The following is a 16,857-nucleotide window of genomic DNA, read 5'->3' as shown; positions in this document are numbered from 1 at the left end:
CCGTAATCCCCGTCATGGCCTTACCTCCACGGTATCCTGCAGGCGCACCAGCTCGAAATCGCTGATCAGGACGTCGATGCGCAACGTCCATTGCCCGGCCAGGGGAAGGACGAGCCCGCCAGCGCGCCAGGTGCCGTCGTCGTGCCGTGCCGCTTTCCGGCGCATCGGCTCGATGCCCGCCTTCGGATTGGAGAAGACGAACACGACTTCCTGGGGTGCCAAGGGCGCGAAATCAGGGGAAAGGATGACGGCGGACACCTCGACGGGACCAGCCCGTCCGGGGCTGATCGTGACCTCGGCCATCGCCTTGTCGGAATGGATGTGCATCGAGGCGGGCTGAACGGCAACGGTCGCGAGCGCCCGCGGCGGCGGGGTGAAGCGCCAAACGGCGGCGACGGCGAATACGGCAAGCACGATCAGGGTTTCCACCGCGATCGCGCGGACAAGGCGCTTTGCCGCCCCCGCCTCGCCGTTCTCGGCGGGCCTGGTCAGGAGCCACCGGTTGACGGCCACGAGGCCGAACAGGACGAGCAGGAGCGCGAGCTTCGCCAGGAGCACGTTGCCGTAGTCGGTGGAAAACAGGGCGGACGGCTCGCGCACCTGAACGACGGCAAGCACCGTTCCCGCCGCGACGAGGACAGCGACGCCGAGGGGAATGATCCGGGAAAAGCGGCCGAGCGCTTCGCGGCCGGATTCCGCCTCGCTGCGCAGCGCAAAGGCGAGCGGAAGCAGGGCGCCGATCCAGATGGCAATGGTCAGCGCATGGAGAAAGACGGCCGGGCGCGTCAGCCATTGCGGAGCGGCCGCGCTTGCGTGACCGCTCAGGGCCAATGCGAGACTGCCCGTGACCAACGCCGCCGCGGCAGCGGCGCGTCCCGTCGGGCGGGCATTCGGCCTGACGGCGGCCATGGCCAGGAGAAAGGCCCCCGCCAGCACCACCACGGTCGCGCCGAAGCTCGTCTTCAACCCGGCCGCCCAGACAGGCGGATCGAGCAGCCGCGCAAGCGGCAGGCCAAGCGCATCGAGGCCTTGCAGGCCCGCCGAAACGGTCGTCGCGAGGAGGCCGGTCACGAGTGCGGCGGAAATCGCCCGCCGCCCGCCGTCTCCGCCCGGAATCAGCCAATGCATGGCGAACACGCCGCCGATGCCGAAGAACAGGCCGGCATAGAGAGCGACCTTGGACAGCCAGATCGCGGTCCTCACCGGCCAGTCGACAGCTTCGCCGGCAACCGGAGGCGATGCACCGGGCGCGCCGATCGAGAAGACGGTCGACCCCGCGACGGGGTGGCCGTCTTCGGATACGACGCGCCAGGTCAGCACATAGGTGCCGTCACCGAGGCCACCGGGAGGCGTGATGTCCAACGTCCGGTCGCGAAGGACGAATTCTTCAAGCGGTATCGCCCGCCCGTCCGGCAGGACGAGCTTCAGCACGAGCGGCGAGACCGGTTCGCTGAAGGACAGCGACAGGGTCTTCGGGGCCGTTTCGCTCACCGCGCCGTCCGGCGGATCGGCCGCCGTCAGCGAGGCATGCGCCATCGCCGCCACGGCAAGACAGCACCACAGGACGCCTGCCAGGAGAGCCAGGACACCGGACCGGCCAAGACTGCGGTTTCGCACGAGCAACCTCCGAGTTCGACTGGGCCGGCGCCGAAAGGCGCCGGCCTTTGCGGGATCAGTGCCCGCCGGCAGCTTCGAGCAGCTTGACGCCTGGCGCCGGCATTTCGAGGTCGTCCGCCGACTGTCCTTCCGCGGGAAGCTCGATCCAGCGCTCGGCAAGTCCGTCCGGGCACTCCTGGACGACCGGGAAATAGAGCGTGCCGCCCGCCTCCAGGTCTTTCGTCAGATAGACCCGCAGAACGAATTCATCGTATTCGTCGTCGCCGAGGCTGCCGCCGCTCCAGATGATTTGCTTGACGCCTTCGCTCGTCGGCGTGCCGTAATAGTCGTAGGATTTCGCATAGGCGCCCTTGACCTTCTCGAGTGTCCAGCCGGCCTTCGGCTGCGGCTTTACCGCGATGACGCCTTCGGGGATCTGCACGCGCACCACGTTCGTGGGCTTTCCTTCGCAGCCGTGCGGCACCTGGAAGACCGCCCGGTACGACGCGCCGACCGGCGTCTCCTTCACCTGAAGGGAAACATGGGCGAAGGCGGTCCCGGCGCCGAGCGCCAGAGCGGCGAGCGCGGTGAGGGTTCTTTTCAACATTGTCGTTCTCCGATGAAGCCGGTCATCCGCCGGCACGGATTGGGTGATGCAGTGGATTTCCAAGGGGGGATCGCGGACCAGGCGGTCGAAGGCATGCCTGACGGCGGGAAGGCAAGGCGGCGGCGCGGGGTCGCGCGTTCCGCCGGAAGGGCGCTCGGCGCACTCCCCTTGCCCGCCCCTGCGAACGCATCGCAGCGGGGCCCACCATGTCATGCGAAACCGAAACGGGCGCAGGCCCGGCGATCAGGCGGCGAAGGGCGGTGCGCGCGGATTGCCCGGCAGGTTGTCCAGCGCGGGCCTGACCTGGTCGAAGCGGGCTTCGAGGATCCGCTGCGACGGCTGGGCAAGCGGATTGAAGAGGATCGCGACAGCCCTGTCCGTCGGCGCGAAGCCGTGCGCCATGCCGCAAGCGAGCGTGCAGCATTCCTGGTGCCGCGAATGATCCTTGTCCGGCGCGGAGGCGGGCTCGTGCCCCTCCATGCCGCCGATGCAGAGCGGATTGCCGAACGCATCGACCATCGGCGTGCCTGTGCCGGCCGCCATGGCGAAGGAGCCGAGAAGGCTTTGCAACGCCAAGAGGATGGCGAGGGCGAACGCCGCCATGCCGATTCTGCCGTGTTGCAATCGCTTCTTCATCGAACCCTCTCGCAGCAAGACTTATCAATCATGCTGCGAAGTGAACAGTCCTTGCGTCCTGCCTAATTGTCGCATCGCACCGGGTGACGGCCAGGGCCTTGCGGGATCATCCTGCCGGTTTGCGCCCTCGCGCATAATCGAGGGCGGAGCCCTTGTGGGCCGCCACGTGATCGGTCTTGTCGCTCTTGATCTCGTATTGGGGATCGTCCTGCGAGGCGCGACGCCTATGGCCCTTGTAGTCGAAATCGCTGGTGTGCACGGCGATGATGGTGCCCGACACCCGGCCGGCCTCGGAGTTCCAGGTCACGTGATCGCCGATCTTGAACCTCTTGGGCATCCTTTCTCCTCCTGCCGTTCCGGCATGGACGGTCAGCGGGATCGCCCGGCGACCCCGCTGCCTTCCGTTTCTGCTTCGACGTCCACGTGCCCGCGGGATGCCGCTGCCTCGGCCTGCGTGATCAGGCGGGCGCTGCGCTGGCCGGTCGAGTAGATCCACAGCCAGCTGAGCGCGACGGCGAGGCGGTTGCGGAGGCCGATCAGGAAGTAGACATGGGCGATGCCCCAGGTCCACCAGGCAAGCCGCCCCTTCAGCCGGATCCAGCCGAGGTCGACGATGGCCGCGCGCTTGCCGATGGTCGCGAGGTTGCCGTCGTTGCGGTAGACGAAGGGGCCGGGGGCGGGCCGTGCGCCGTGGCGGGCCTCGATCACGCCGGCCACGTAGCGCCCCTCCTGCTTTGCGGCCGGTGCGATGCCGGGCACCGTCCTGCCCTCCCCGGCCGGCACATGGGCGGTATCGCCGATCGCGAAGATGTCCGCGAAGCCGGGAACGGTGAGGTCCGGCGCGACGAGCACCCGGCCGGCCCGGTCGGCGGGCACGCGCAGCCATTCGGCGGCCGGCGAGGCGGCGACGCCCGCCGCCCAGAGGATCGTCGCGGCCGGCAGAAGCTCGCCGCCGAGCTCGATCCCCGCCGCGCTGCATTGCGACACGGCATGGCCCGTCCTCACCTCGACGCCGAGGCGGACGAGCGCCCGCTCGGCATAGGCGGACAGATCCTCGGTGAAGCCCGCCAGGATGCGCGGGCCGGCCTCGACGAGCACCACGCGGGCCTCGCGCGTATCGATGTTGCGGAAATCGCGCCGCAGCGTCTCGTGGGCGAGCTCGGCGATGGTGCCGGCGAGCTCCACGCCGGTCGGGCCGGCACCGATGATGGCGAAGGTCAGGAGGCGTCGGCGCTCGTCCGGGTCCGTCTGCCACTCCGCCCGCTCGAAGGCGGAGAGGATGCGGCGGCGGATCGTCGTCGCGTCGTCCAGCGTCTTCAGGCCGGGCGCATGGGGCTCCCATTCGTCATGGCCGAAATAGGCATGGCGCGCGCCGGTGGCGAGGATCAGCGTATCGTAGGAGACCGTCCGCCCGTCCTCCAGCAGAACCGCCTTTCCGGCGGCATCCACGCCGGTGACGGTTCCGAGCAGGGTCGTGACGTTCTCGTGGCGCCGCAGCAGGGAGCGGATCGGCCAGGCGATCTCCGACAGGGCCAGCGAGGCCGTCGCGGCCTGGTAGAGCAACGGCTGGAACAGGTGGTGGTTGCGCCGGTCGAGCACCGTGATGCGGTACGGTCCCTTCGCCAGATGGCGCGCAGCCTCGAGGCCGCCGAAGCCCGCACCGACGATGACGATGTGATGGTCGCCGCTCTCAGCCATGTTCTCTCCTCTTGTCGTTCGAAGCCGGCTGTTCGGGCGAGAGCGCCACGGCCGCTTCGCTCGTCAGCGTGCGGAAGGTAAAGCTCTCCTGCACGTAAAGTTCGACCGCGGAGGCAGAATGGGAAAGGTAGCCGATGGAGAAATCCTGCCCGACGGTCAGCTCGAAATCCCCGCCGCGCAGCGACAGCACCAGGCCACCCTCGATGGCCGGCGCCCAGACGATGCCGCCGTCCACCACCCGTTCGAGATGATGGAAGACCGGATAACCGTCGTCGCTGCCGCCGCTCGCCGCCATATAGGCGTCCGCCCCGAGAACCAGCGCATAGGGGCCCTCGACGCCGGCAAGCCGGAGCTCGCCCACCGCCCGCGCCACGGCATCGGAATACCGCTTCACGCCGGCCGGCAGCGGCACGGCGGGGTTGCTCGCCGCCGCACGGATGCCCTCGATGCCGGCGGCGGCATAGCCGTCGAACACGGCGCGGTCCTCGGCGAAGGCGATCTTCTGCATCGCTTCCTTGACCGGCGACCAGTCGGAATCGAGCGCGCCGCGCTCCACGTCGTCGATCGCGCTGCGCGAAAGCCGGAAGGGAACGCGCAGCTCGACCAGCGCCTTGACCTCGCGCTTCACCGACTGCACACCCTCGGCGGGCGGTTCAATCGGCGCGACATGGCCGGTGCCGACGGCCGAAAGGCCGGGCCCCGACGGGCCGACCATGTCAACGACGCGGCGGGCGGCGAGATGCCGCTTCAGCGTGCGCGTCGCCTCCGCCTCGATTTCCGCCCAGGCGGCCTCGGAAATGGGGGCGAGTTCGCGGTGCAGGTTATTCATGGGTAACCCCTTTCCTGAGAGAGCCTATGCCGAGCGATCCGTCGCGGCGCGGCTGACGCGGCGCCTGCTCCTCCTCCGGTAGCCGAGTATCAGGTGACGGCCCGGCATCGGGCGACACCGCATCGAGGAAGGAGGCGGAGGGAACGAAGAACAGGGAACCGGTGACGGCACGGCTGAAGTCCAGCAGTCGGTCGTAGTTGCCGGGCGGCTGGCCGATGAACATGTTGTCCAGCATCAATTCGATACGGCGCGGCGAGCGCGCATAGCCGATGAAATAGGTGCCGAATTCCCCCTTGCCGACGTCGCCGAAGGGCATGTTGTCGCGCAGGATTTGCAGTTCCTCGCCGTTCTCGGTGATGCTCGTGAGCGCGTTGTGGGCATAGCTCGGCTTTTCCGCGTCGTCGAGCTCGATGTCGGACAGCTTCCGGCGGCCGATGATCTTCTCCTGCTCGCCAACCGGCAGCCGGTTCCAGGCTGCAAGGTCGTGCAGGTATTTCTGCACGACCACGTAGCTGCCGCCGGCAAAGCCCGGGTCCTCCTCGCCGATGATCGTCGCGGCGACGGCCTCGTCGCCGGCCGGGTTTTCCGTCCCGTCGACGAAGCCGATGAGGTCCCGGTCGTCGAAATAGCCGAAGCCGTGCACCTCATCGGCCGTCGAGACCGCGCCCTCCAGCCGTGCCATGATGTGCGTCGCCAGCTCGAAGCAGAGGTCCATGCGCGTGGCGCGGATGTGGAACAGGAGGTCGCCGGGCGTCGAGACCGCATGATGGACGCCGCGGATCTCGCGGAAGGGGTGCAGGTCCTTCGGGCGCGGCGCGCCGAAGAGCCGGTCCCAGGCATCCGAGCCGATGCCGAGGACGCAGGAGAGCCCGCCTTCCAGATCACGGAAGCCGACCGCGCGCAACAGGCCGGAAAGATCGGCGCAAAGCGCGCGCACGGCCCTTTCGCACTCGCGGCCGGGATTGAGCGTCAGGACCAGAAAGATGGCCGCGCGCGTCAGCCGCGTCGCGACCGGCTGGGAAACCACGGGGGGCGAAACTGCATCCATGCGATCCGTACCGCTCAATCCATTCCGCGGAAGGCAGCGCCGTCCCCGGCCGCCTTCACGATGCCGGAAGGTAGCGAGTCTTTCTCCGCCGCGCCATCGAAAACCCGTTGGGCCACCGTCAGGGCGATCCGCGCATTTCCCGGCGCAGCTGCGCGAAGGCCTGGCGCATGCCGTGCAACTGGTCCATCAGGTGGAGGATAACATCGATACCGGCGTCGTTCGCGCCGATTTCGGACTGCAGTTCACGGATCAGCCGGGCGCGCGCTATGTCGATCTCCTTGAAGCGGATACCGGACGGAGTCCGTTCCGGTATCAGCCATTCCTGCTCGATCCACAGTTCCAGGACCTGCACCTTGAGGCCGGAGGATTCGAGGAACTGCTCTTTGCTCATCGTCATGGTCAGGCCTCCTCGCGCGGGTTGAATGCCTTGCCCTTGTCCCAGCCGGAGACGAAGGCCTCGAGTTCGGGATCCGGCGCGCCCGGCAGCACGACCTTGAGCTTGACGAACTGGTCGCCGAATCCGCCGCCGCGGCGCGGCGCGCCCTTGCCCTTCAGCCGCAGGGTCGTGCCCGTGTTGGCGCCTTTCGGCACCACCATGGTCACGGCGCCGGTCGCCGTCGGAACGCGGATGCGCCCGCCGAGGACGGCCTCGCTCAGCGAAACGGGCACCTCGATCGTTATGTCGTCGCCATCGCGGGTGAAGCGCGCATCGGGCAGAACCTCGACCTCGATGAGTGCATCGCCCGCCCCGCCGGTGCCTGCGCCGGGCGCCCCCTTGCCCTTGAGCCGAAGCGTCTGGCCGCTGACGAGCCCCGGCGGGATCTTCACGTCGAGCGTGCCGCCGTCCGGCAGGGTGATGCGCTTGCTCGCGCCTGCGATCGATTCCGCAAAGGTGATCGCCAGCCTGTAGTGCATGTCCTGGCCGCGCCGGTTCGCCCGCGCTTTCTGGCTTCGCCGCAAAAGATCGGCGAAGATGTCGTCGCTGTCCATGAAGTCGGCAAAGCCCGAGGCATCGGCATAGGGATGGTCCGCTTCCGCCCCGGCATAGTCCCGATAGAATTGCTGGCGCGGCGGCCGTTCGGCGCCGGACGCGTCGATCTCGCCGGCGTCGAACCGCTTGCGCTTGTCCGCGTCGCCGAGAAGATCATAGGCGGCGGCGACCTCCTTGAACTTGCTTTCGGCCGACTTGTCGCCGGGGTTGAGGTCCGGGTGCAGTTTCTTGGCAAGCTTGCGATAGGCGCTCTGTATCTCGCCCGGCGATGCCGTGGACGATACGCCGAGAACCTCATAGGGATTTTTCACGACGGGCTCCGTAAATCATTGAACTTGGTTCATATATGAGGACGCGACCTCCATCCCGCAACGAGGTGGCGTCACCCCGCAGCCGGTTTTTCCGGACCGCCCGTGGCCATGCACCGACATTATGCAGATGATAGGCCGATACGACTTAAGGCCGTCAGAAGCGCAGCGTCACGCCCAGAACCGGACCGCTCAGGCGCGTGTCGTAGACATGGCCGCCACGGTCGTAGTCGACATCGAGCACCTTGTAGCCTGCCGAAACGGAAAAGCGGTCGGTGATGGTGTAGTTGACCGTCGCGAGCGCCGACCAGGTGAGGTCGGAGCCGGCACCGAAGCCGCCGATGTCGGCCTGGGCCTGCACGGACAATTTGTCCGTGATGGGGAGGAATGCCCGCACGCCGACCACCGGGTCCACCCAGCCGAAGCTTTCGCCATAGCTGCGCGATATCCCGAGGGCGCTGACCGTCACATCGTTGGAAATGTGCCAGAAGCGCGCGCCCGCCAGGGCATCCAGCGTGAAATCCTGTGTGTCGATCACGCGGTAGCCGCCCTGCAGGGTCGCCATGAACTGCTTGGTATCGACGCTTCCCTCGACGACGGTGCCCGGCGGCAGGGGGATCAGGGCGGGCAAGGGGCCGAACGCACGGCTGTCCGTCGTGTCCACATACATCATGTCGCCCGAAAAGACGAACCGGTCATGGCGCGCCCAGACATTCACGAACCCGCCGAAATTGAGATCGTCCATGACGTCGGAAAACGGCTTCTCGATACCGATCGTCGGGCCGCGCCTGAACGGCGAGATGTCCCCCTTCAGGCCGGCGGCCCACATATAGGGCGTGATCTGCAATGCCCAGGCCGGGCTTTCGTCCACGACCGGAACCGGCTCCTCCGCCTGCCCGGCCGCAAGGTCGGCGGCGCGAACGGCCTGGGCGCCGCATGCGGCAGCGAGCGCAAGGATAACAGCGTATCTGTTCAAGAGACCGTCCCCTTCAAGCTGAAAGCGTGTTCTTGTGAATGCGCCCATCCTTCATGATGAGCTTCATCGTCCGCTCCGGATCGGCGATCAGCGATATGTCTTCCAGCGGATTGCCGTCGATCACGAGAATGTCCGCATAAGCGCCGGCCTCGATACGCCCGAGCTTTCCCGGATAGGGGTTGCGGGCGCCGGAAAGGCCGGCAAGCTCCGCATTGCCGCTGGTCAGAAGCCGCAGCACGTCGGCATTGTCGTACCACCGCGCGAACTTGGCAAGCTGCTTGCCCTGCGTCGTGGTGCCCGCCGGGCTGAACAATATGTCGGTCCCGAGCGCCACCTTGACGTTGTACTTGCGGCTCCATTCCACGGCATTGACGGTACCTTGGGCAACCTGCTGCTGTTTTGCGCGCCCCTCCGGCGTAGGCTTCTCATTGGCGTCCTCGTCGTTTAGAAACGGCTGGAGGCTCCACCAGGCACCTGAATCCGCGATGCGTTTAGCGGTTTCCTCGTCGACAAGCTGGCCATGCTCGATCGATTTGACACCGCACTTCAGCGCGCGCTGAACGGCTGCCGAGGTATAGGCATGGATGCAGACATAAGTTCCCCAGTCCGATGCCGCGGAGACCGCCGCCTTCATCTCGGTTTCCGAATATTGCAGCACATCTATCGGATCATAAGCGGACGAAACGCCGCCGCCGCCCATGATCTTGATCTGGCTCGCGCCGAGCATGAGCTGCTCGCGCACCCGGCGCAGCACCTCGGCCTCGCCGTCGGCGATCGCGGCAATGCCCGCCGTCTCGGTTATGTCGAGACCCGTCTGGGACGTGCGCGGCAGGGACGTGCGCATGCGGAAATCGCCATGCCCCGAGGTTTGCGAGATCATCGCGCCGGACGGATAGATGCGCGGGCCTGCAATGCGCCCCTCGTCGATGGCGCGCTTCAATGCGAAGGCCGGGCCGCCGACGTCGCGCACGGTGGTGAAGCCGCGCAGCACCGTGCGCTCGGCCTCCTGGGCCGCGACCAGATGGACATAGGGGATATCGGCGGTCATGGCCGCCATCTGCGAGATACCGGCGAGGATCGAATGCCAATGCGCGTCGATCATGCCGGGCATGAGCGTCCGCCCGCCGCAATCGATGACGTCCGCGTCGGCGACCGTATCTGCGGAAGCGACCAGAGCCTTGATAAGCCTACCTTCGACCAGCACGCCCTGCCCTTCGACAAGCCTGCCGTTCGCTCCATCGAAGATATTGACGTTCCTGAGCAGGATCGGCTTCGCAGGGGCCTGCGCGAATGCAGGGCTGACGCCGCCGAGGCCGGAAACGGCAAGGCTCGCCGCGATCCCCTTCAACACCGACCGACGGGACAGCCCCTTGTCGATCCGGGAGAACAGCTGCTGGGCTTGCGGGCTGTGGCAAGCGCAGGTCCCACCGTGGGTCAGATGCCGATACTTCCGGCCAAGACGAAACAACAAGGCACACCCCCTTCCTCGCCCGTAGATTGTCTCATGCAGGATGCACAAAAAGCAATCCGCGAATTGAACGGAAGACGTGGCCGGATTCTCAGCCGGCGCCAGGCCGTGCCGCCCCTCGGCACGGCGGAGGAAAGCCCTCCGAAGAAACGATTGGAATGCTGGGCGGCGGCACGCCAATGTCGGCTTCATGACCGACAGAAACCGCACAGCCCCCCTGTCCCCCTCCAAGGCGCAAGACCGGCCGGAAAAGAACGCCCCATCGAAAGCGGCGCAAGCGGAGCGGCCCCCTCTGCGGACGAAGGATGTTTTCCTGTGCCTTGCGCTGACGGCGGTTGCCGGAACCCTTGCAGCCTGTTTCCTGCCGGCGCAGATGGCAGCGGCGGCGACGCTCGCGGCCATGTGCATCAGCCTGTGGTCGACCGGCGCCGTGCCTGAATATTGGCCGGCGATGGCCTTTTTCGCCGTCGCGATCATCCTGCAGGTCGCGCCTGCCGAGGTCGTGCTTTCAGGCTTCCACTCGTCGACCCTGTGGCTGCTGCTGTCGGGGATGGTCATGGGAAGCGCGATCCGCCATACGGGCCTCGGCCGGAGATGCGCGGCCGTGCTTGCCGGGTTCCTGGGGCGCCGCTACGGCACCGTGCTCGCCGGCATCGTCGCCTTCAGCGTGGCGCTCGCCTTCGTCATGCCCTCTTCCATGGGACGTATCGCCCTGCTCGTCCCGATCGTGACGTCGCTCGCCGACCACATGGGCTACGGCAAGGGGTCGAACGGCCGGACGGCGTTCCTCATGGCAGCCGCCTTCGCGACATGCCTTCCGGCCTATGCCATATTGCCGGCGAACACCCCCAACATGATCCTCGCCGGCAGCGCGGAAAGCCTGTACGGCCTGCACATAAGCTACTGGGACTATCTCGTCCTGCACTTCCCGGTGCTCGGGGCAGCCAAGGCGGCGGTCCTGACGCTGCTCATCCTGCGCATGTTTCCGGACCACGATCCCGCGGCCGGCCCGATCGCACCGCGGGACGGGCCGATGACGGGCCGGGAATGGCACCTGCTCGCCGTTCTTGCGGCATGCCTCGCATTCTGGCTGACGGACGGCCTGCACCATGTCTCGCCCGGCTGGGTCGGACTGGCCTTCGCCCTCTACTGCCTCTGGCCGGGCTTTGCCCTGACATCGGCCGATTGCCTCAACAAGGACGTCAATCACGCGCCCCTGTTCTTCGTCGCCGGCATCCTTGGATTGGGAAGCGTAATCGCGGCGACGGGGCTTGGCGCGGCGCTCGTCGGGATCATCGGCGAAACGGTCAGCCTCTCCGCGGATCGCCCGATCCGCAGCATCCTCGCCTTGACGGCGATGTCCGGTTTGGTGGGCGTTGCGACCAACCTGCCCGGCGTTCCGACCGTGATGACGCCGGGCGCCGACGCGCTTGCCGCCAGCACGGGCCTTCCCCTTGCGACGGTCCTGATGACACAGGTCCTTGCCTTTTCCAACATAGTGTTGCCGTATCAGGCGCCGCCGCTGGTCACGGCGATCCAGCTCGCCGCCCTGCCGGCGAAGGCCGTCACCGGGCTCTGCATCCGCCTGTTCGTGATAACGGCGGTCGTGCTGACGCCGCTGGATCTGCTCTGGTGGTCCGTGCTGGGCCTCGTCTAGACGGAGAGAAAATGGAGATCCACCAACTCAGAACATTCGTGGCGGTCGCCCGGGAGGGAAGCATCACCCGCGCCTCGGAGCGTCTCTACCTCAGCCAGCCCGCGGTGAGCGCGCATATCAAGGCGATCGAGGAGACCTTCGGCATCACCCTCTTCGAACGGACCGCCCGCGGCATGGTCCTGACGCGGGACGGGCAACGGCTGCTTGCCAAGGCGGAAGAGACGCTGGGCGCCCACCATGCCCTCCTCAGCGAAGCCGCCCGCATCAGGGGCAGCCTGACGGGGAGGCTCAGGATCGGCGGCGGAAGCAACTCCAACTCCGAACCGCTTGGCCGGCTCATGACGGGGCTTTCCGAGCGGTGCCCGGAGGTCGAGATCGCGCTCAAGCACGGCAGCTCTCTCGATGTCCTGAACGGCATACGCAGCGGCGACCTGGATGTCGGCTTCTACAACGAGCCCGGCGAGCCCGGCCCCGATCTCGCCACGCTGGAGGTGGCGCGCTTTGCCATTTTCCTGGCCGCTCCCGCAGGAACGGTCGATATTTCACAGCCGGTCGATTGGCAGGCGCTCGGCGAGATGCCCTGGATTTATCCGACCTGCGGTCCGTCGTGCTGCCGGACCGCCGCCGAAAGCCTTTTCCTGCGCTATCAGTTCCGGCCCAAACGCACGATCGGCATAGACCGCGAAAGCGTCACCCGGACGCTCATCGCCGGCGGTGTCGGCCTGGGACTGCTGCACGCCGACACCGCCGCGACCGCGCGAGAAAACCGCGAGGTGGACCTCATCTACAAGGCGCACGACGGCGTGCGCGTGCTGTTCGCCAACCTGGCCGCGCGTGAAAGCGACCCGCTGATAACGGTCGCGAAGTCTATTCTGGCCGCGACGTGAGGGCGCCCGATGGACCGGCGCCCGCCCGGGACACAGGATCGGGCCGCGTTGCGAGGAAGACCGGTTCCGTCACGGCAGCGGCCGGGGGGCCTGCGCGTCGCCACGGACGCCGAGCGCGGCGAACTCCTTGAGCGCCGCTTCGATAACAGGCCCGATCCCGTCTCCTCGGATCCGCCAGGACGTCTCATGGCGGATATAGGCGTCGTTCGGCTGCCGGTTCGCCGACAGCCAGTTGAACGAACCTTCCACGATTTCCGACCGGCCGACGATCAGCGTCTTGTTGTGCATGCTGGAGGCGAGAAAGACGCTGGCGCCGGCGGCAGCCACGCGTTCCAGCGCTTCACCTGCCCGGTGCGCGGGCGTCTTGAACGCAAGCTCGCCGTCGACCACCACCATGACCCGGCCTCCCTGCTGCACGGCGCGCTGCACAAGGTCGGGCAGCCTGTCGGTCTCCACCGCCTTCAGCGAGATCCATGGCGAGGCGATCAGGATGGTCTGCCCCGTTGCGGCATTCGTCAGCGATTGCCGCAGGACTTCCCGGTGGCGGTCGAGGCTCGATATGCGTTCGGCCCGCGCGAGCAGTTCGTTGGTGAAGCGGTAGTTGCCCTCCACGTCCGGAAGCTCGTTGGCCTCGTCGGCAAACAGCATCGTTCCCAGCAGGGACGAGGGCGTCCGGTCCTTCCGCCGGAAAAGGCGCATGTCGCCGATGACCACGAAGGAATCCTTGGCGCGGGAGACGGCGACGTTCATCATGTTGGGGTTGAGGTCGAAGAACATGCTGCCCGTCAACGTGTCGGCGTCATAGGTCGGCGAGAACACGACGATGGGCTTCTCGGCACCTTGCAGGCTGTGGACCGTTCCGACGGTAAGGGCGCCGAAATCGCTTCCGGCTTTCGCAAGGCCTTTCCTGATCAGGTTGGCCTGCGGGCGAAAGGGCGTGATGACGGCGACGATGTCCTTGAGGCTCTTTCCATAATGGTCGCGCCATCCCTGTGCGTTGGAAGCGAGCCAGTCGACGATGGCCGCGGCTTCCCGCTCGTTGCTGTTGCTGCCGCCGTGCTTCCTGGCAAGGCCGCGCACATGCGCCCAGGCCAGCGGCGGAAGCGGCGGCTCCTTGGGCCGCGGCGGGCTCAGGGCCTGCAAGCGCCCCTTGTAGACGAGGCGGTTGCAATACGCGATCACCTGCGCACGGCACCGGCGGTGCTCGCTGAGGAAAATGCCCCGTTCGTCTTCCGTATCCTGGGAGCACGCGCTCGTGGCGTGCTGGGCAAGGCGCATGACGCTGCCTTGCGGCCCGCCCGCCCGCGGCTTGCTGACGATGTGCGGCGCCGCCGGCTCCCCATCGCGCCAGAAGCTCTCCAGACCGTAGCGTTTCGCATTGGCGAAGTCGGCGCTTCGCGAAACGGTGGCGATCGGCTCGATCTGGTAGATATCGCCGACCACCACCGCGCGCTTGGCCAGCGAAAAGCTGGCCGCGCCGATATGCGGGCCGACCTGCCCCGACTCGTCCATGATGAGAAGGTCGATGAATTCGAACATGAAGTTCGAAAGCCAATCGTTCTTCGCCTTCACCGTATAGCGGAAATGCTTGGGCAGGGAATGCAGCGTCATGACCAGGCAGGGGGTGAGCATGCACCAGCGCCTGAACTGTGCCTCCACGCCGTTGCGCCCCCTCTTCGTGTTGACCTCCCCGTCGCGGATGCCTTCGGCTTCCAGGATCCATCGACCCTCCCAGTAGCGCATCGCCAGCTCGAAAGCCTTATGACGCCAGGTCATGTCCAGAACCTGATCGAGGCTCAAGACGGGCAGGGATTCGGCAGGCAGGTCGGGAAGCGACGAGGGCTTGAGGCGGAAAGCCGCGACGGCATCGCCCTTCAAGGCGTCCAGGATCGACCGAAGCTGCGCCCGCGATGCCGAAAGCTCTTCCGCTTTCGATCTCATCGCCTCGAGATACCGCGAGGCATCCTGCTGGCGCGCCAGCGCCTTCCGCAATTCGGCTTCGGTCCGCTGCACCTGCGCCGCCCGTTGCGCTTCGGCGCCGGCCTTCTCTCCGGTCAACCGCGCCAGTTCGTCGTCGGCGTCGCGCAACAGGCTGTCGGCCCGCTCCAGCCAGCCGGTCGGGGCGTTGCTGCGGATTTCCCGCGCGAACAGGTCGGCAAGGTCCGGATGCCGCGCCACGATCGCGCAAAGCCGGGCGAACCGCCGGCGAGCCGCGAAATCCGCGAGGGGCGGGATGAAGCCGGCGAGAAATTCGATCACCCCATGCGGAGCGGTCGCCGCCGCCATCCCTGCCTTCGTGGCGGCAAGCGTCCTCAGCAAGGACTGGCATGCCGAAACGGTCTCCTCGTTTCGACGCTGCTCTTCCCGGACGGTTTCAAGCACCCCGTCATGAGCGGCCTGCGCCTCCAAGGCCTCGGCATCGGCCATCGTGCGGGCATGCTCCCCCGCCGCGATGGCCGTGCCCACGGCCTGCGCATCGCTGCCGCCGGCATTGCCGCTCCACCACGCCTCGATTTCGGCAGCGCGGATGAAGGAAGCCTGTATCGTCTCAAGGTGGCGGGAAATGCCGGCGAGATCGGCGCGCAGCCTCTCCAGCCCCGCCTGCAAGGTCTCCGGCGCTTCGCCGAAGGTCGCCTCGTACGACGCCAGCCAGCGCGCGCGGGCGCGGTCGACATAATCCGGATCCTTCTCCCGTTCCGTGAAGCCGGAATAGGCCCGGTTCCTGAACAGGGCGGACGCGAATCCCTTCTCGGCGGCCTCCTTCGCCTGATCCTCGCTCGACGGAAGGTAAAGGCCGTAGGTCTCAGCCTCCGGAACCCATCGTCTGGCCCAGGAATGAGGTGTTCCGGCGGCGTTTTCCTGCAATATCTCGTTGAGGCTGCGGTTGATGTTCAAGACGGCCAGATTGTTCGTCGACGTTCCGACGATCACGGCCGGATCGCCGCCCTCCAGGGCACGGCCGACCACCTCCGTCGCGATGATGCTCTGCAGGAGCGTGGTCTTGCCCGTGCCGGGCGGCCCGTTGACGGCGAGCACCTCGCCGCGGGCAAGCTTCGAGAAGGCGGCGATGGCGTCGGCCTGGCTGTCCGCAAGGCCATAGGCCGGGCTCATGGTTCCGCGAGGCGCCGCAAGCTGCGCGCGCCGCAACGCGTCGCCGGCGACCACGGCGTCGCGCCAGCCGGTGCACATCCGCTGCAGCAGGTCGGGCATCCGGCTCTCGGCCAGCAGCGCATCGTAGAGGCGGATCAGGTTGCGCCCGGCATTCTTGGTCTTCCTGGCGATGTCGATCCGCACGTCCTCCAGCGCGACGAAACCGCTCGGTGTCTGGTTCCCGGTCACATGCGTCCACAGTTCCGCGCACCAGCGCATCACTTCCGGCCATGGAGCGGCTTCGAGCGGGTGCCGGTCGAGCCAGCCGTCGAGGACGGCGATGTCCCCGACGATGGGCACGTCGTCATCCCCGTCCTCGTTGGGCAGCAGGAAATCCCTGCCGATCCAAGGCAGGCTTGCGGGCATGAAGGAAAGGGAGCCGTCAGGGCTCAGGTGGGCGGGGATGTGGAACGTGTAGTAGGCCTTCTGGGAAGAAGGCCTCGCGCCGGACGCGACGCCGTGCTCGTGGCGCCTGGACAGCCCCTTGTCGAAGATCAGGACCGGCACCGAGGTCGCCTCGAACTCGCTTTCGTCCGTCGCCATCCTGTCGCTGGAAACCTGCTTCAGGTGGGAGGACCAGGCGGCCTGCAGGCTTCTCGTGGATTGCGGATCGAGCTTGCCCTGCGCGATGGCTGCGGCACTGGTGCGCACGGGGCTTTCGGCACTGGGCAGTCCCACCATGTCCTCGTCGGCCAGCATATTGCGCCAGTAACGCAAGCACGCTTCCGTCGAAATGACCTCGTTCATTGCCTACCTCTGGCCCCGGTACCCTCGGGGCAGCATCCGCGTAGGCACCAGGGATGCCGCCGCCGGTATCGCGGGCGCGCTGCAACCTCGCAGTTAGCAAGACCGCAGGAGCGCGCCCGTGACGTGTCCGGGACTTTATGCATGCGATGCGGATGAATCAACCGGGCAAGCCGCCATCGGCCTTGCGGCTGCCCGGCGAAGGCCGGCGGGTTCTGGCAGGCGGCACGAGGACGGTATAGAACTGCGCGAAGCAGACGGC

Annotated in this window: 14 protein-coding genes; 2 read left to right on the top strand and 12 right to left on the bottom strand. The window is 67.0% G+C overall.

The window, feature by feature from the left end:
* Positions 1-12 precede the first annotated feature (12 nt).
* The 11 genes from ACIIOY_RS11765 to ACIIOY_RS26810 all read right to left on the bottom strand — a co-directional run bounded on the left by ACIIOY_RS11765 (position 13) and on the right by ACIIOY_RS26810 (position 9,800).
* Positions 13-1,617, bottom strand: coding sequence for a copper resistance CopC/CopD family protein (locus ACIIOY_RS11765; protein WP_411034858.1), 1,605 nt, complete (start codon positions 1,615-1,617; stop codon positions 13-15).
* A gap of 55 nt (positions 1,618-1,672) precedes the next feature.
* The gene (locus tag ACIIOY_RS11760; RefSeq protein ID WP_411034857.1) at positions 1,673-2,203 is read right to left on the bottom strand and encodes a YcnI family copper-binding membrane protein; all 531 of its coding nucleotides are present in this window, start codon (positions 2,201-2,203) and stop codon (positions 1,673-1,675) included.
* A gap of 243 nt (positions 2,204-2,446) precedes the next feature.
* A complete protein-coding gene (locus ACIIOY_RS11755) occupies positions 2,447-2,806 on the bottom strand; it encodes a hypothetical protein (RefSeq protein WP_411034856.1) in 360 nt (119 codons plus the stop codon).
* Between the two features lie 139 nt (positions 2,807-2,945).
* A complete protein-coding gene (locus ACIIOY_RS11750) occupies positions 2,946-3,176 on the bottom strand; it encodes a hypervirulence associated TUDOR domain-containing protein (protein WP_411034855.1) in 231 nt (76 codons plus the stop codon).
* Between the two features lie 32 nt (positions 3,177-3,208).
* Entirely contained in the window at positions 3,209-4,537 is a 1,329-nt protein-coding gene (locus tag ACIIOY_RS11745) for an NAD(P)/FAD-dependent oxidoreductase (RefSeq protein WP_411034854.1), read from the bottom strand.
* Positions 4,530-5,366, bottom strand: coding sequence for a family 1 encapsulin nanocompartment shell protein (locus ACIIOY_RS11740; RefSeq protein WP_411034853.1), 837 nt, complete (start codon positions 5,364-5,366; stop codon positions 4,530-4,532). Before ACIIOY_RS11740 ends, ACIIOY_RS11745 begins: the two co-directional genes overlap by 8 nt.
* A complete protein-coding gene (locus ACIIOY_RS11735) occupies positions 5,359-6,414 on the bottom strand; it encodes a Dyp-type peroxidase (protein WP_411034852.1) in 1,056 nt (351 codons plus the stop codon). The genes ACIIOY_RS11740 and ACIIOY_RS11735 overlap by 8 nt, the downstream gene beginning before the upstream one ends.
* A 118-nt stretch (positions 6,415-6,532) precedes the next feature.
* Positions 6,533-6,811 carry a chaperone modulator CbpM gene (locus ACIIOY_RS11730; protein ID WP_411034851.1) on the bottom strand — a complete coding sequence of 93 codons (279 nt, stop codon included), beginning with the start codon at positions 6,809-6,811 and terminating at the stop codon, positions 6,533-6,535.
* Positions 6,812-6,813: 2 nt separating this feature from the next.
* The gene (locus tag ACIIOY_RS11725) at positions 6,814-7,716 is read right to left on the bottom strand and encodes a DnaJ C-terminal domain-containing protein (RefSeq protein WP_411034850.1); all 903 of its coding nucleotides are present in this window, start codon (positions 7,714-7,716) and stop codon (positions 6,814-6,816) included.
* A 154-nt stretch (positions 7,717-7,870) separates the two neighbouring features.
* Complete coding sequence (locus ACIIOY_RS11720) at positions 7,871-8,689, bottom strand: porin family protein (RefSeq protein WP_411034849.1); 819 nt, start codon at positions 8,687-8,689, stop codon at positions 7,871-7,873.
* 13 nt (positions 8,690-8,702) lie between these two features.
* Positions 8,703-9,800: a metal-dependent hydrolase family protein gene (locus ACIIOY_RS26810; protein WP_502226620.1), complete on the bottom strand. Its 1,098-nt coding sequence runs from the start codon at positions 9,798-9,800 to the stop codon at positions 8,703-8,705.
* A gap of 547 nt (positions 9,801-10,347) precedes the next feature.
* Between ACIIOY_RS26810 and ACIIOY_RS11710 the strand changes: the two genes are divergently transcribed.
* Both ACIIOY_RS11710 and ACIIOY_RS11705 read left to right on the top strand, forming a co-directional pair.
* Positions 10,348-11,814 carry an SLC13 family permease gene (locus ACIIOY_RS11710; RefSeq protein WP_502226619.1) on the top strand — a complete coding sequence of 489 codons (1,467 nt, stop codon included), beginning with the start codon at positions 10,348-10,350 and terminating at the stop codon, positions 11,812-11,814.
* Positions 11,815-11,825: 11 nt separating this feature from the next.
* Positions 11,826-12,701, top strand: coding sequence for a LysR family transcriptional regulator (locus ACIIOY_RS11705; protein WP_411034846.1), 876 nt, complete (start codon positions 11,826-11,828; stop codon positions 12,699-12,701).
* A gap of 69 nt (positions 12,702-12,770) precedes the next feature.
* On the opposite strand, the gene ACIIOY_RS11700 is transcribed toward ACIIOY_RS11705, so the two are convergent.
* Complete coding sequence (locus ACIIOY_RS11700) at positions 12,771-16,598, bottom strand: AAA domain-containing protein (protein ID WP_411034845.1); 3,828 nt, start codon at positions 16,596-16,598, stop codon at positions 12,771-12,773.
* Positions 16,599-16,857: the final 259 nt, after the last annotated feature.

The sequence above is a fragment of the Shinella agrisoli genome (assembly GCF_046557955.1).
Classification (GTDB): domain Bacteria; phylum Pseudomonadota; class Alphaproteobacteria; order Rhizobiales; family Rhizobiaceae; genus Shinella.
The sequence above is the reverse complement of the archived record's forward strand: the minus strand, read 5'-3'. Positions and strand labels throughout refer to the sequence as shown.